Raw genomic sequence first — 15,294 nt, 5'->3', positions numbered from 1 at the left:
ATTTTGCACCAATTATGTTGACGGACGAACCAGATGAAACAGAAACTTCATCAGGTAAGCTACTCCCCAAAGACAGGCGCAATTCTAGCCACCTTTGTTGCGCTTCTCAAGAGCCAAAGCAGGCAAAAACTCCCTTTTAGGAAAAATACAGCAGATAACGCGGTAAAAATTCATTAAAGGAGAAAATCGCCCACGAATTAATCAAGATTAGCTCTACTCCCATGCTCAATATCTGGTTATACTAGATTGTTAATTTATTCAACCGTAATTACTCTTTATCGCCGTTGTTAGAGTTGAAAAACTCGGCATAGATGACGAATTAACGAGTAACAAGAGAATCGCGCGAACCTGACTTATGCAAAAATACGATATCAAAACCTTCCAGGGAATGATCCTCGCGCTGCAGGATTATTGGGCTCAAAATGGTTGTACCATTGTTCAACCGCTAGATATGGAAGTGGGTGCGGGTACCTCTCACCCAATGACCTGTCTACGAGCGCTTGGCCCAGAGCCAATGTCGACAGCTTACGTACAACCTTCACGTCGTCCTACTGATGGCCGTTACGGTGAAAACCCTAACCGTCTTCAGCACTACTACCAATTCCAAGTAGCGCTAAAACCATCGCCTGACAATATTCAAGAGTTGTACCTTGGCTCCCTTGAAGTTCTTGGTATTGACCCTCTTGTACACGACATCCGTTTCGTAGAAGACAACTGGGAAAACCCAACACTAGGCGCATGGGGTCTGGGCTGGGAAGTTTGGCTAAACGGCATGGAAGTGACTCAGTTTACTTACTTCCAGCAAGTTGGTGGTCTTGAGTGTAAGCCAGTAACTGGTGAGATCACTTACGGTATCGAACGTCTAGCAATGTACATCCAAGAAGTAGACTCTGTTTACGACCTAGTTTGGAACATCGCACCAGACGGCAGCAAAGTGACTTACGGTGACATCTTCCACCAAAACGAAGTAGAGCAATCAACTTACAACTTCGAGCACGCAGACGTTGAATTCCTATTTGGCTTCTTCGAACAGTGTGAAAAAGAGTGTAAAGAGCTACTTGAGCTTGAAAAGCCACTGCCACTACCTGCTTACGAGCGCATCCTAAAAGCCGGTCACGCATTCAACCTACTAGACGCACGTAAAGCGATCTCAGTAACTGAACGCCAACGTTACATCCTACGCATCCGCAACCTGACTAAAGCAGTTGCAGAAGCATACTACGCATCGCGTGAAGCTCTTGGCTTCCCAATGTGTAAGAAAGAACAAGCGTAAGGGGTAGAGTAACATGGCAAAAGAATTTCTAATCGAGCTAGGTACAGAAGAGCTACCACCAACGCAACTTCGCACACTAGCTGAAGCATTCGCAGCAAACTTCGAAGCAGAACTAAAAGGCGCTGAGCTTGCTCACGAGGGCGTGAAATGGTTCGCGGCACCTCGTCGTCTTGCTCTAAAAGTAGCAGCACTAGCAGACAGCCAGTCTGACAAAGTTGTTGAAAAGCGTGGTCCTGCGGTTTCTGCAGCATTTGACGCAGAAGGCAACCCAACAAAAGCGGCTCAAGGCTGGGCACGCGGTTGTGGCATCACGGTTGACCAAGCAGAGCGCATGGTTACAGACAAAGGTGAATGGCTACTGTTCAAACAAGAAGTGAAAGGTCAGCCAACGTCTGAAATCGTCGTTGAACTTGCAGCGAAAGCACTAGCAAACCTACCTATCGCAAAACCAATGCGCTGGGGTAACAAAACAACTCAGTTCATCCGTCCAGTTAAGACGCTAACCATGCTAATGGGCAGCGACCTAATCGAAGGCGAGATCCTTGGTGTCGCTTCAGACCGCACTATCCGTGGTCACCGCTTCATGGGTGAGCAAGAGTTCACTATCGATTCTGCTGAGCAATACCCTGCGATTCTAGAAGAGCGCGGTAAAGTAATGGCAGATTACGAAGCGCGTAAAGCAATCATCCTAGCTGACGCACAAAAAGCGGCAGCAGCGGTTGGCGGTATCGCTGACCTAGAAGATGACCTAGTAGAAGAAGTAACGTCTCTGGTTGAATGGCCAGTGGTACTAACAGCGAAGTTTGAAGAAGAGTTCCTAAAAGTGCCTTCTGAAGCGTTGGTATACACCATGAAAGGTGACCAAAAATACTTCCCTGTTTACGACGAAAACAAGAAGCTACTACCTAACTTCATCTTCGTATCGAACATCGAATCAAAAGAGCCTCGTTACGTAATCGAAGGTAACGAGAAAGTAGTTCGCCCTCGTCTTGCTGACGCAGAGTTCTTCTTCAACACAGACCGTAAGCGTCCGCTTATCGACCGTCTACCTGAACTAGAGCAAGCGATCTTCCAAAAGCAACTGGGTACGATCAAAGACAAAACAGACCGCATCACAGAGCTTGCTGGCTACATTGCTGAGCAAATCGGTGCTGACGTTGAGAAGTCAAAGCGTGCTGGTCTACTAGCAAAATGTGACCTAATGACCTCAATGGTATTCGAATTCACGGATACTCAAGGTGTGATGGGTATGCACTACGCTCGCCACGACGGTGAAGCAGAAGAAGTTGCGGTAGCACTGAACGAGCAATACATGCCTCGTTTCGCAGGTGATGAACTGCCATCAAACGGCGTTTCAACTGCAGTTGCAATGGCAGACAAGCTAGACACTATCGTAGGTATCTTCGGTATTGGTCAAGCACCTAAAGGCAGCGATCCATTCGCACTACGCCGCGCATCGCTAGGTGTACTACGTATCATCGTTGAATACGGCTACAACCTAGATCTTGTTGACCTAGTAGCGAAAGCGAAGTCACTGTTTGGCGACCGTCTAACCAACGACAACGTTGCACAAGACGTTATCGAGTTCATGCTTGGTCGTTTCCGTGCTTGGTACCAAGACGAAGGCTTCAGCGTAGACATCATTCAAGCGGTTCTAGCTCGTCGTCCGACTAAACCAGCAGACTTCGACCAACGAGTTAAAGCGGTTTCTCACTTCCGTGAACTAGAAGCAGCTGAGTCTCTAGCAGCAGCGAACAAACGTGTAGGTAACATCCTAGCGAAATTCGACGGCGAACTAGCAGCAGACATCGACCTAGCACTTCTACAAGAAGACGCAGAGAAAGCACTAGCAGAAAGCGTTGAAGTAATGACAGAAGCGCTAGAGCCAGCATTTGCTACTGGTAACTACCAAGAAGCCCTAAGCAAGCTAGCTGACCTACGTGAACCAGTTGATGCGTTCTTCGATAACGTAATGGTAATGGCAGACGACGAAGCACTTAAGAAGAACCGTCTGACACTTCTGAACAACCTGCGTAACCTGTTCCTACAGATCGCAGATATTTCTTTGCTTCAAAAGTAATTAATTGCTCTTCGAAGTGATTAAGAAATAAGTAAAAGGGAAGCAGATGCTTCCCTTTTTTGTTGCCTTCAAACCGATGAAGGTGATGCTTATTATTCATTTTGTGAACAAGACTAAAATTTGTAGGGTGAGACGCGTTTAACTTGTTGGTGTAGAGCTCGGATTGTAGAGGCACAGTTTTGCTATAACTGAACTGTTTATTCGGGGGAAGGACACAATGAAAAAAACAATTCTCGCACTCTCTATCGGTCTACTGAGCGCCTGCAGCCAGATTCCAGAAAATGCCATCGTATTAAGCGTTGGTGATGACACCGCTGTTTTTGAGGAAAACTCACAGGGCTTACTTGTCGCCGAGCAAAAACTCGAAAAAGGCAGTTATAGCTTTACCATTGCTGACAGCAAGCAAAGCTGTGGCAGTAGCTTTGCCCTAGCAGAAGAAGATCGCATCAAATTCAATCGTCCATTAAAAATGGATAACTGCGCCACTGACGCACAAATGCCGCTGCGCATCTTCAAAGCCAATACCTATCAATTTACGCTCAATCCAACCACCAATGAGCTGACGGTAAAAATCAAACCAAAACAGAGTCAGGACATCACCTACTCTTGCCCTGTCGCAACTGACACGCCAAAAACCATCAACGTTGCCCAAACCTTTAATGATGGCACTGTCGTTCGTGATGCCTTAACCGGACAAGAAACCACTGTCGCCAATGGCAGCGTCACCATGCAACCGGGTCCTATGAGCCAAGGTCTATTGCTGCTAGAAGAAGTTGAACAGCAAGCCGACAAACCGTTCAGTTGGGACAATGCGACGGTGTACTTCGTCATGACCGACCGCTTCTACAATGGCAACCCAGACAACGACAACAGCTACGGTCGCAGCAAAGACGGAAAATATGAGATTGGTACCTTCCACGGTGGTGACTTATCGGGTCTAACGAAAAAACTCGATTACATCGAATCACTTGGTGTCAATGCTATCTGGATAACCTCACCACTGGAACAAATCCACGGCTGGGTTGGCGGCGGCGATAAAGGCGACTTTAAGCACTACGGCTACCACGGCTACTATCACCAAGATTGGACCAAGCTTGATGCCAACATGGGTACCGAAGATGAACTCAGAACCTTCGTCGATACTGCCCATAAGAAAGGTATCCGCGTGATTTGGGATGTGGTCATGAACCACACAGGTTATGCGACATTAGCAGACATGCAGGAATTCGGCTTTGGTCAGCTTTACCTTGATGACCAAGAAGCCAAACAAGTCCTTGGTGAAAAATGGACCGACTGGCAGCCAAAATCAGGACAAAGCTGGCACAGCTTCAACGACTACATCAAATACGGTGATAGCGAAGCGTGGGATAAATGGTGGGGCAAAGACTGGATTCGCACCGACATTGGCGACTACGATGCTCCGGGCTACAACGACATCACCATGTCTTTGAACTACCTACCGGATCTCAAAACCGAATCGACTCAGAAAACCGGATTACCAAACTTCTTCCGCAATAAAGACACCAATGCGCAAGATGAGCTGCAAACCCCACGTGAACACCTGATTACCTGGTTATCCGATTGGGTACGTGACTACGGCATTGACGGCTTCCGTGTCGACACTGCAAAACACGTTGAAATGGAAGCGTGGGCAGAGCTGAAAGCCAGCACCACCCAAGCGCTTGCCCAGTGGAAGCAAAACAACCCGGACAAAGCCTTGGATGACTTACCTTTCTGGATGACGGGTGAAGTGTGGGCACACAGCGTGGTGAAAAGCCCGTATTTCGATAACGGCTTCGATTCCATCATCAACTTCGAGTTCCAATCTGACGTAGCACCAAAAGCGCTGAAGTGTTTCGCTCAACTTGATAATGATTACCGCCGCTATGCAGAACGCATCAATACCGATCCTGAGTTCAACGTGTTGAGCTACCTATCTTCACACGATACACAGCTGTTTTGGTCAGCGCGCAATCGCAGCTTTGATGACCAAGCACGTGCCGCGAATGCTCTGATGCTGGCTCCCGGTGCAGTACAAATCTATTACGGTGATGAGATAGCTCGTGATTTTGGCATTACTGGTTCAGACGCCCACCAAGGCACACGCTCAGATATGCCATGGGATAAGATTCATGGCGAGCGAGAAGATCTACTGAAACATTGGCAAAAGTTGGGTGAATTCCGTAAACGCCACCCAGCAGTTGCTCAAGGTAAGCACATCACTCGCAACCAAGAAGGTTACTACGCGTTTGAACGCCAATACCAAGACGACAAGGTGTTGATTGTTTACACCGGTGAGTAAATCACACTCTCTCCACCAGCAAGGGAAGCATAAGCTTCCCTTTTTTATTGTTCTTTTTGCCCTTTTGTCTCGTTCCTCTGGTCTGATGACGCACTTTTTTCTTTTTCGGCTTAATTCACACTTTGCGTTAATTACACATTGAGGTAAGGTCAAGGATTACTCGATAAGCCGATAAAACATCGGCATAAACATACACAAAGCAATCACAATGAATTAGGTATAAGTCAGCATGCAGTTCTCAAAGTTTGGTGAAAAATTTAATCAGTATTCAGGTATTACGCAGTTAATGGACGATTTGAATGATGGTCTGCGCACACCAGGTGCCATCATGCTCGGTGGAGGTAATCCTGCCGCCATTCCTGCCATGCTCGATTACTTTCACCAAGCCAGTGAGGAAATGCTCGCCAGTGGGGAGCTCGTCGCCGCCCTCGCCAACTACGATGGCCCGCAGGGTAAAGACGCGTTCGTCAAAGCGCTAGCTCAGTTATTCCGTGAAACTTACGGCTGGGATATTTCCGAAAAGAACATCAGCCTAACTAACGGCAGCCAAAGTGGCTTCTTCTACTTGTTCAACTTGTTGGCAGGTAAACAGCCAGATGGTTCGCATAAGAAAGTGCTACTACCTATCGCACCTGAGTACATCGGTTATGGTGATGCAGGCATTGATGAAGATATCTTTATCTCTTACCACCCAGAAATCGAGCTGTTAGATAACGGTCTGTTTAAATACCACGTCGATTTTGAGCAACTAACCGTCGACGACTCTGTTGCGGCAATCTGCGCGTCTCGTCCAACCAACCCAACGGGTAATGTACTGACAGACGAAGAAGTACGTAAACTGGACAAGCTAGCACGTGAGAACAACATCCCGCTGATCATCGATAACGCCTACGGTCTACCTTTCCCGAACATCATCTTTGAAGATGTCGAACCGTTCTGGAATGAAAACACCATCCTATGCATGAGCCTATCTAAACTTGGCTTGCCAGGTGTGCGTTGTGGCATTGTGATTGCGAGTGAAGAAATCACTCAAGCGTTAACCAATATGAACGGCATCATCAGCCTAGCGCCGGGCAGTGTTGGTCCAGCGCTGGCAAACCATATAATTGGCAAAGGCGATCTGCTTAAACTGAGTTCAGAGGTGATTAAGCCGTTCTACAAGCAAAAATCACAACGTGCGGTTGAACTGCTCCAACAAGCAATTACCGATGAGCGATTCCGCATCCACAAGCCGGAAGGCGCTATCTTCTTGTGGTTATGGTTTGATGAACTGCCAATCACAACAATGGAACTGTACCAACGCTTGAAAGCGCGTGGCGTATTGATTGTCCCTGGTGAATATTTCTTTATTGGTCAGCAAGACGAGTGGGATCACGCGCACCAATGCCTGCGTATGAACTACGTTCAAGATGATGAGATGATGCAAAAAGGCATTGCGATTATCGCTGAAGAAGTGGAAAAGGCTTACCGCGAAGGTAAATAGACGGATTGAACTCAGCCGTTCTTCTCTTTGAAATTACGGCTTTGAAATAGCGGTTTTGAAAGCACCCAAACTAAAAAGAGCGCCCATATGGCGCTCTTTCTCATTCTATAACCGGGTGGTTAACTGATTAGTTGTTCTCAATCAGGTTGTTGCCACCGATAGCAATCTTACGTGGTTGCATGGCTTCAGGGATTTCACGAACTAAATCGATATGAAGCAGACCGTTTTCCATTGATGCACCCACGACTTTTACGTAATCCGCTAGCTGGAATTTACGTTCAAAATCACGTTCTGCAATACCTTGGTAAACGTAGTTTTTGCCTTCTTCTGCTTTACGTTCGCCCTTCACAATCAACATGTTTTCGTTTTGAGTCAGATCGAGCTGTTCTTCAGCAAAGCCAGCAACGGCCATAGTAATACGGTAGTTGTGCTCGTCTTTTTGCTCAATGTTGTATGGAGGGTAACCGCCAGAAGTATTTTTCGCTGTATTCGCTTCCATCAGGTTTAGCAGACGATCAAAGCCAATTGCATTACGGTATAGTGGTGAGAAATCTACATTACGCATAAATCTATCCTCTTAATTAAGCAATAGTCTTAGTTCAGATGAGTTCCATCCTACTGGCGTGTTTATGCAAAAACCAACGCCGAACTAAGAGATTCTTATCATTCCACTGGCCTTGGTTTGGCTCGGAGACATGATATTGAATCTAAAGGTTTAAGTTGTGTGCTAAAACGCCATATCCTCTTCTGAGCGATCTCGTTTTAGCGATTTCAGAGGGCTGGTCTTCTAGTCTCTAGCAAGCCAGTCACCCTCTTCACAACTAGATATAAGGTCGTCAAAAATGACTTTCAAGGGAAAAAATAAAAAATTTTTAAAGCATCCACTATCCCCTTGAACAGCTTAGTTCCTCATCACTTCACGATCAGTGATAAAAAGCCCGCCGTTCTGGAGGGCTCAATCTACACTTTACTTGCGGGAGGATTTACGCGCTTTTACAACGCCCTTTTCTGCCGCCTTTTCCTGCTTTAGTTTGCGCTTTTCTTTTAGACTCAACTGCGGTTGTTTCTTTTCTTTCTTACTCATGACTTCACCTCTATTTATTGGCACAACAGACAACCACACAGCATTTTCTGAGCTGGTGGCTGCGATTGATGAACAATTTCAGTAATCACAAAGCAGCGTCGCTGATTAAAAATTTCCACTTCGAGCGCATCATTTTTAGCTCGACCTAACAGTCGAGACCCCAAATAAGAATCGACCGCGAGCATACCTGTCATGGGTTGCCCCTTACGCGAGCTGACCAATGTCATGCGATATTGATAGGCGCGTTCAACATCCACTAAGCGAACCGTGTCTCCAACCGCAATACGAGCTCGGTTACGGCAATGGGCTTGTTGCTCGCAGGTTTCAAATAGCGATAACAACCTTAGTGGTGATTGATAGGTTAAAAAGCGACTGGTTAACCACCAAGTTCGCAGCGCCAAGCAGTACGCTGAGAACCAGCGTTCAAACATGATTATTTCCTTCTTAATGCCTTGTCTTACAAATAAATTCAGTGCATTGAACCGGAAGTGCATCACTTCCGGCTTAGTTCAGGAAAGTCATCACCATTTTCTTAGTCTCCTTATTCATCAGCTCTTCAGCACTATAGCGAGCAGAAAAAAGAAAGCAAAAACGCTCAAGCGAACAAAATGGCGAGAAAAAAAGAAAACAGAAATAAAATGGCAGGCTTGATCGGGTTGTTGGCAGTTAGTACCAGAAAAACATCCGCTTTAGCAGAAAGTGGCGATTTTAGCTGGTGGTACAACAAAAAAAGCAGCGATTTCTCGCTGCTTTTTACTATCACGAACAGTGTCGTTATACGTCTAGGTTCGCTACTTTCAGTGCGTTCTCTTCGATGAAGTTACGACGAGGTTCTACTTGGTCACCCATTAGCGTAGTGAACAGTTGATCTGCACCTACCGCATCTTCAATCGTTACCTGCATCATACGACGAGTTTCTGGGTCCATGGTGGTTTCCCAAAGTTGGTCTGGGTTCATCTCACCTAGACCTTTGTAGCGCTGACGGCTTAAGCCACGCATTGACTCTTTCACTAACCAGTCAAGCGCTTCTGCAAAGTTTGCCACTGGCATAGTACGCTCACCACGTTTGATGTACGCGCCTTCTTCCAGAAGTCCATCAAGTGCTTCTGATAGATCAGCCAACTTGCCGTACTCTTTCGAGTTTAGGAAGTCGATGCTAATTGCATGTTCGTGCGTCACGCCGTGAGTACGAACCACAATCTTAGGCAAGTTTAAGCCTAGCTCTTCGTGCTGCTCAACTTCGTAGCTGTACTGGCTTGCACCCACTTCTTTCGCATTCAGCTGTTCAATAAGCTGCTTCGTCCAAGCTTCCACAACTGATGCGTCATGGCATTGCTCTGGCGTTAGGCGAGGAGTGTAAATCAACTCGTTTACCAAAGCACTTGGGTAGCGACGGCTCATACGTTCCGCCAGTTTAATACCCGCATTGTACTGTTGAACAAGCTTCTCTAGTGCTTCACCAGCCAGTGCAGGTGCTTCTGCGTTTACGTGTAGCGATGCATTATCCAGAGCTAATGATACTTGGTATTGGTTCATCGCTTCTTCATCTTTGATGTACTGCTCTTGTTTGCCTTTTTTCACTTTGTATAGTGGTGGCTGAGCGATGTACACGTAACCACGCTCGATAAGCTCTGGCATTTGACGGTAGAAGAAGGTCAACAGTAGCGTACGGATGTGCGAACCATCGACATCGGCATCGGTCATGATGATGATGTTGTGGTAACGAAGCTTGTCCGGGTTGTACTCGTCACGACCGATACCACAACCTAGTGCGGTGATCAGTGTTGCTACTTCTTGAGAAGATAGCATCTTGTCGAAACGTGCTTTTTCTACGTTAAGAATCTTACCTTTTAGCGGTAGGATCGCTTGGTTCTTACGGTTACGGCCTTGTTTTGCGGAGCCGCCTGCCGAATCACCCTCCACTATGTATAGTTCAGAGAGTGCCGGATCTTTTTCCTGACAGTCTGCAAGTTTACCTGGAAGACCAGCTAGGTCTAGTGCACCTTTACGGCGCGTCATTTCACGAGCTTTACGCGCAGCTTCACGTGCACGTGCTGCATCGATGATTTTCGAACAAACCATCTTCGCTTCTGTCGGGTTCTCAATCAGGAACTCAGACAGTTTTTCACCCATTGCAGACTCAACAGCTGATTTCACTTCAGAAGAAACTAGTTTGTCTTTTGTTTGGCTTGAGAACTTAGGATCAGGCACTTTCACCGAAACAACCGCAGTTAGACCTTCACGCGCATCGTCGCCTGAAGTCGCTGTTTTCGCTTTCTTCGAGAAACCTTCTTTATCCATAAAGCTGTTCAATGTACGTGTTAGCGCAGCACGGAAACCAGCAAGGTGAGTACCACCATCACGCTGTGGGATATTGTTGGTAAAGCAGAAGATGTTCTCTTGGAAACCATCGTTCCATTGCATCGCCACTTCAACTGAAATGCCGTCTTCACGCTCAGAGTTAAAGTGGAAGATTTTTTCGATGATTGGCGTTTTGTTGGTGTTTAGGTGATCAACGAACGCTTGAATACCACCTTCATACATGAAGTGATCATGTTTGTCCGCTTCACGTTCATCAACCAATTTGATCGACACACCAGAGTTCAGGAATGACAGTTCACGCAGGCGTTTCGCCAGAATGTCATAGTGGAACTCAGTGTTAGAGAACGTTTCGGCACTTGGCCAGAAACGAATTTGTGTACCGGTTTTATCCGTATCACCCACAACGGCTAGTGGCGCTTGAGGCTCACCATGGCGGTAGGTTTGCGTATGGATATGGCCACCACGATGAATCGTTAGCTCAACTTTCTCTGATAGTGCGTTTACTACTGAAACACCTACCCCGTGAAGACCACCCGATACTTTGTATGAGTTATCGTCGAACTTACCACCCGCGTGAAGAACCGTCATGATTACTTCTGCTGCAGAGACATTTTCCTCTGAGTGGATTTCTGTTGGAATGCCACGACCATCATCGCTAACGGAAACCGAGTTATCCTCATGAATTGTCACAACGATGTCTTTACAGTGACCTGCCAACGCTTCATCAATTGAGTTATCCACCACCTCGAAAACCATGTGGTGAAGGCCGGTGCCGTCGTCCGTATCGCCGATGTACATTCCTGGACGCTTACGTACCGCATCCAGACCCTTCAGTACCTTAATACTCGATGAATCGTAATTTTCAGACATGAGTTTCTCTCTTCTAGTTTGACTCTATCCTGCCATGTTCCACATGAAACAATTTACCGTTATCGTCCAACATATCGGCGATTTGGCTTTCAGTGATAGAGCTTACAAATACTTGTGCGCCCGTCTCTTTTAAGCAGTCAGCAAGACGCTTGCGACGTTGGCTATCTAATTCCGACGCGAAGTCATCAATTAGGTAAATGCATTGTTTACCGGCCATCTCTGTCAGGTGTTGCCCTTGCGCTACACGCAATGCACACACCATGAGTTTTAATTGACCGCGTGACAGAACATCTTCAACGGGCGTTCCGTTCACTTTAATGCGCAAATCAGCTTTGTTTGGGCCACTAAAGGTGTATCCCAATGCCTGATCACGCTCAAAATTCTTTTCTAGTATCTCGTGGTATGGAGTGTCTTTATCCCAGCCACGATAATACTTCAATTGGATCTCAAATTCTGGCAAAAATGTCTGACAGATAGTTTCTGCGACGGTTTTCATCTGCTCGATGTAACTTGCTCGCCATTGGCTGATGTTTTCAGCCAACCCTGCCATTTCCTGATCCCAATAACTGAGCTCACGATAACTATTGGCGGTTTTCAACAACGCGTTGCGCTGCTTGTTCAGGCGCTTGAACCTTCCCCATGCTTGATAAAAAGCGGGCTCGGTATGAAACACGCCCCAATCAATAAACGCACGACGATGTTTAGGGCCATCTGTCAGTAAATCAAACCCTTCTGGGTGTATCAACTGCAGAGGCAGAACTTGTGCCAACTGCGCTAATTTTTGTCCAGATTGACCGCCTATTTTAACCTCTGTTGAGCCATCACGCTGCTTATTAATGCCGATAGGTAGCTCAAATTGATCCGAGTTCAAAAAACGACCATGAACAAACAGTTCGTCACACTCATTTTGTATCACTCGTCCGGTGAGAGAGCTCTTGAATGAGCGGCCATGCCCGAGCAGATAAACCGCTTCTAAGACACTGGTTTTACCGCTGCCGTTCGGCCCGATAAGAAAGTTAAAGCCTGCTGATAACTCAATATCACAGGCTTTAATGTTTCGAAACTGCTGAATGATGAGACGAGAAAGAGGCATTCAGTTGGCTTATAGACGAATTGGCATCACCACGTACATGGCACTGTCATCGTCGGCATTTTCAATCAACGCGCTAGCGTTAGCATCCGACATCGACACACGTACATTTTCACAACGCAACGTGTTCAGAACATCAAGCACATAGCTTACGTTAAAGCCGATTTCGATGGCGTCACCTTCAAAGGTTACATCAAGCATCTCTTCCGCTTCTTCTTGTTCTGGGTTATTCGCGGTTATGCGCATTTCAGTATCAGCCAGATTCACTCGCACGCCACGGAATTTTTCGTTGGAAAGAATCGCAGCACGAGAGAAGGCTTGGCGCAACTCGTCACAACTTGCTATTAGTGTCTTATTGGTGCTCTGAGGCAATACACGGCGGTAGTCAGGGAAACGACCATCAACCAACTTAGAGGTAAAAGTAAAGTTATTCACCTCAGCACGAACATTGGAGCTACCGATCTGAAGTACTACGGGCTGCTCTGGCGCATCCATCAACTTTACTAATTCTTGCACACCTTTGCGTGGCACGATGATTTGCTTCTGCGCAAAGTCCGCACCTAGCTGAGTTTGCGATACCGCCATACGGTGGCCGTCCGTCGCCACGCTGCGTAGCGTGGTGCCGTCAATTTCAAACAACATGCCGTTGAGGTAGTAACGAACGTCTTGATTCGCCATCGAGAACTGAGTTTTGTCGATCAGCGTACGTAAATCAGCTTGGCTCAGTGATACTTCCACTTCACTTTGCCAGTCTTCAATATTAGGGAAATCGTTCGCAGGAAGCGTTGCCAGCGAGAAACGGCTGCGACCAGAGCGAACTTGTACGCGATCACCTTCTAATACAAATGTGATGATCGCATCGTCCGGTAAACCACGGCAGATATCGAGAAACTTACGCGAAGGAACGGTAATGCTGCCCGCTTCAAAATCACCTTCTAGCGTCACTTTGCTTACTAACTCTACTTCAAGATCGGTTGCCGTCATCGACAATACGTTCTCTTCTACTTTAAGAAGTAGGTTACCCAGGATTGGCAGAGTTGGTCGGCCACCTAAAGCGCCCGAAACCTGCTGTAGCGGTTTGATTAAATGACTACGTTCAATGGTAAATTTCATGCTTGGCTCTTTACGCTGTCAGCTCAATAAATGATTTGCTTAGAATACCGTTATTCTAACCGATTACGAAGACAGGGTGCGAATCAAGTTAGAGTAATCTTCTTTAATGTCGTGGCTCTCTTCACGCAGCTGCTCAATCTTGCGACAAGCATGAAGTACGGTCGTATGATCGCGGCCCCCAAACGCATCGCCAATTTCAGGCAAGCTATGGTTGGTTAGTTCTTTTGCTAACGCCATAGCCAGCTGACGAGGACGCGCTACAGAACGAGAACGACGCTTAGACAGCAAGTCCGCTACTTTAATCTTGTAGTATTCCGCCACGGTCTTTTGAATGTTATCGATCGTCACCAGCTTCTCTTGTAGAGCAAGCAGATCGCGCAGCGCTTCACGAACAAAATCAATCGTAATTGGACGGCCAGTAAAGTTCGCGTTCGCAATAACACGGTTCAGTGCACCTTCGAGCTCACGAACGTTCGAACGCAGACGCTTGGCAATGAAGAATGCCACTTCATCAGCAAGGTGGATTTGGTGATCTTCAGCTTTTTTCATCAAGATCGCCACACGCGTTTCAAGCTCAGGCGGCTCGATCGCAACAGTAAGACCCCAACCAAAGCGAGATTTAAGACGATCTTCAACGCCATTAATTTCTTTAGGATAACGGTCAGACGTTAGAATGATCTGCTGATTACCTTCCAATAGTGCGTTGAAGGTATGGAAGAATTCTTCTTGTGAACGTTCTTTATTAGCAAAGAATTGGATGTCATCGATAAGGAGCGCATCCACGCTGCGGTAGTAGCGTTTGAATTCTTCAATCGCATTGTTTTGCAGCGCTTTTACCATGTCTTGCACAAAACGTTCTGAGTGCATGTAGACCACTTTTGCGTTCGGGTTGTTATCCACAATCGCGTTGCCCACCGCATGCAACAAGTGCGTTTTACCCAAGCCCGTGCCGCCGTATAGGAACAGCGGGTTGTATGCTGCACCAGGATTATCCGATACCTGACGCGCCGCAGCCAAACCCAGTTGGTTCGACTTACCTTCAACAAAGTTATCGAACTTGTGTTTTGGGTTCATGTTTGAGCGGTGATTGATAGCCGCAATCGCTTGAGCGTCGTCATCCCAGGTTTTGTGTACTGGCTTACGCGCCTGTAATTGCGCAGGTGCAGATGACTCGGCAGCCACATCTGCAGGCGTACGTGTCGGCGCTGGTTTTGGTGCAGAGACAGGTCGGCTCCCCACTTCAAAACGTAAGTTAGGAATATCGCCACCGCAGTATTCCTGCAGTAAGCGAGTAATATTGTTCAGATACTTATCACGCACCCAGTCCAACACGAAGCGGTTTGGCGCGAATAGAGTGAGAGTATTGTCATTGAGCTCCGCTTGTAGCGGACGAACCCACATGCTGAATTCTGTAGCTGGTAGCTCTTCTTGAAGCTGCTGCAAACATTGCAGCCAAAGCGAAGATGACACGGTGCCCCCACTGAGTAATTGAATTATCGGAAAAGACTGGCAATTTTACCTGTTGATAACCAAGATCGCCAGCGATTGATCGACGATCCAGTGAATAAGATCCAAGTTATTCACAATTATTTCTGCAAACTTGATGAGATCAACACACCTTGCCCCAAATTTGCCCACACAACGATCCACAATTGGGCAAAGTTCACAAGATCGAGC

Annotated in this window: 10 protein-coding genes; 4 read left to right on the top strand and 6 right to left on the bottom strand. The window is 46.8% G+C overall.

The window, feature by feature from the left end; translation table 11 throughout:
* Positions 1–355: 355 nt before the first annotated feature.
* From glyQ to J4N43_RS00035, 4 genes are all read left to right on the top strand, one after another.
* Complete coding sequence (glyQ, locus tag J4N43_RS00050; protein ID WP_005383818.1) at positions 356–1,273, top strand: glycine--tRNA ligase subunit alpha; 918 nt, start codon at positions 356–358, stop codon at positions 1,271–1,273.
* Between the two features lie 13 nt (positions 1,274–1,286).
* On the top strand, positions 1,287–3,353 hold the full coding sequence (glyS, locus tag J4N43_RS00045; RefSeq protein WP_053350666.1) for a glycine--tRNA ligase subunit beta: 2,067 nt from the start codon (positions 1,287–1,289) through the stop codon (positions 3,351–3,353).
* Positions 3,354–3,570: 217 nt separating this feature from the next.
* Positions 3,571–5,655 carry an alpha-amylase gene (locus tag J4N43_RS00040; protein WP_062730797.1) on the top strand — a complete coding sequence of 695 codons (2,085 nt, stop codon included), beginning with the start codon at positions 3,571–3,573 and terminating at the stop codon, positions 5,653–5,655.
* Positions 5,656–5,884: 229 nt separating this feature from the next.
* Positions 5,885–7,138, top strand: coding sequence for a valine--pyruvate transaminase (locus tag J4N43_RS00035; RefSeq protein WP_025768941.1), 1,254 nt, complete (start codon positions 5,885–5,887; stop codon positions 7,136–7,138).
* Positions 7,139–7,265: 127 nt separating this feature from the next.
* Here J4N43_RS00035 and J4N43_RS00030 read toward each other — a convergent pair whose 3' ends face one another.
* The 6 genes from J4N43_RS00030 to dnaA all read right to left on the bottom strand — a co-directional run bounded on the left by J4N43_RS00030 (position 7,266) and on the right by dnaA (position 15,087).
* A complete protein-coding gene (locus tag J4N43_RS00030) occupies positions 7,266–7,703 on the bottom strand; it encodes an Hsp20 family protein (RefSeq protein ID WP_005378857.1) in 438 nt (145 codons plus the stop codon).
* A gap of 533 nt (positions 7,704–8,236) precedes the next feature.
* Positions 8,237–8,653, bottom strand: a complete 417-nt coding sequence (locus J4N43_RS00025; RefSeq protein WP_025768940.1) for a GreA/GreB family elongation factor — start codon at positions 8,651–8,653, stop codon at positions 8,237–8,239.
* Between the two features lie 343 nt (positions 8,654–8,996).
* Positions 8,997–11,414 (bottom strand): DNA topoisomerase (ATP-hydrolyzing) subunit B, encoded by a 2,418-nt coding sequence (gyrB, locus tag J4N43_RS00020; RefSeq protein ID WP_005378841.1) that lies wholly within the window; start codon positions 11,412–11,414, stop codon positions 8,997–8,999.
* Between the two features lie 13 nt (positions 11,415–11,427).
* Positions 11,428–12,507, bottom strand: coding sequence for a DNA replication/repair protein RecF (gene recF, locus J4N43_RS00015; RefSeq protein WP_005378839.1), 1,080 nt, complete (start codon positions 12,505–12,507; stop codon positions 11,428–11,430).
* Positions 12,508–12,516: 9 nt separating this feature from the next.
* Positions 12,517–13,617: a DNA polymerase III subunit beta gene (gene dnaN / locus J4N43_RS00010; protein WP_005394106.1), complete on the bottom strand. Its 1,101-nt coding sequence runs from the start codon at positions 13,615–13,617 to the stop codon at positions 12,517–12,519.
* A gap of 63 nt (positions 13,618–13,680) precedes the next feature.
* A complete protein-coding gene (gene dnaA / locus J4N43_RS00005) occupies positions 13,681–15,087 on the bottom strand; it encodes a chromosomal replication initiator protein DnaA (RefSeq protein WP_005378835.1) in 1,407 nt (468 codons plus the stop codon).
* Positions 15,088–15,294 lie beyond the last annotated feature (207 nt).

The organism is Vibrio sp. SCSIO 43009 (genome assembly GCF_023716525.1).
In the GTDB taxonomy this organism is placed as follows: Bacteria; Pseudomonadota; Gammaproteobacteria; order Enterobacterales; family Vibrionaceae; genus Vibrio; species Vibrio alginolyticus.
Note: the sequence above shows the minus strand (reverse complement) of the source record. Positions and strands in the feature narration are given on the sequence as shown.

What these genes read in the sequence shown, in the direction of transcription:
- gyrB (WP_005378841.1), bottom strand. Translation starts at nt 11,414, where the DNA reads ATGTCTGAAAATTACGATTCATCGAGTATTAAGGTACTGAAGGGTCTG.
- J4N43_RS00030 (WP_005378857.1), bottom strand. Translation starts at nt 7,703, where the DNA reads ATGCGTAATGTAGATTTCTCACCACTATACCGTAATGCAATTGGCTTT.
- glyQ (WP_005383818.1), top strand. Translation starts at nt 356, where the DNA reads ATGCAAAAATACGATATCAAAACCTTCCAGGGAATGATCCTCGCGCTG.
- J4N43_RS00040 (WP_062730797.1), top strand. Translation starts at nt 3,571, where the DNA reads ATGAAAAAAACAATTCTCGCACTCTCTATCGGTCTACTGAGCGCCTGC.
- J4N43_RS00025 (WP_025768940.1), bottom strand. Translation starts at nt 8,653, where the DNA reads ATGTTTGAACGCTGGTTCTCAGCGTACTGCTTGGCGCTGCGAACTTGG.
- J4N43_RS00035 (WP_025768941.1), top strand. Translation starts at nt 5,885, where the DNA reads ATGCAGTTCTCAAAGTTTGGTGAAAAATTTAATCAGTATTCAGGTATT.
- recF (WP_005378839.1), bottom strand. Translation starts at nt 12,507, where the DNA reads ATGCCTCTTTCTCGTCTCATCATTCAGCAGTTTCGAAACATTAAAGCC.
- dnaN (WP_005394106.1), bottom strand. Translation starts at nt 13,617, where the DNA reads ATGAAATTTACCATTGAACGTAGTCATTTAATCAAACCGCTACAGCAG.
- glyS (WP_053350666.1), top strand. Translation starts at nt 1,287, where the DNA reads ATGGCAAAAGAATTTCTAATCGAGCTAGGTACAGAAGAGCTACCACCA.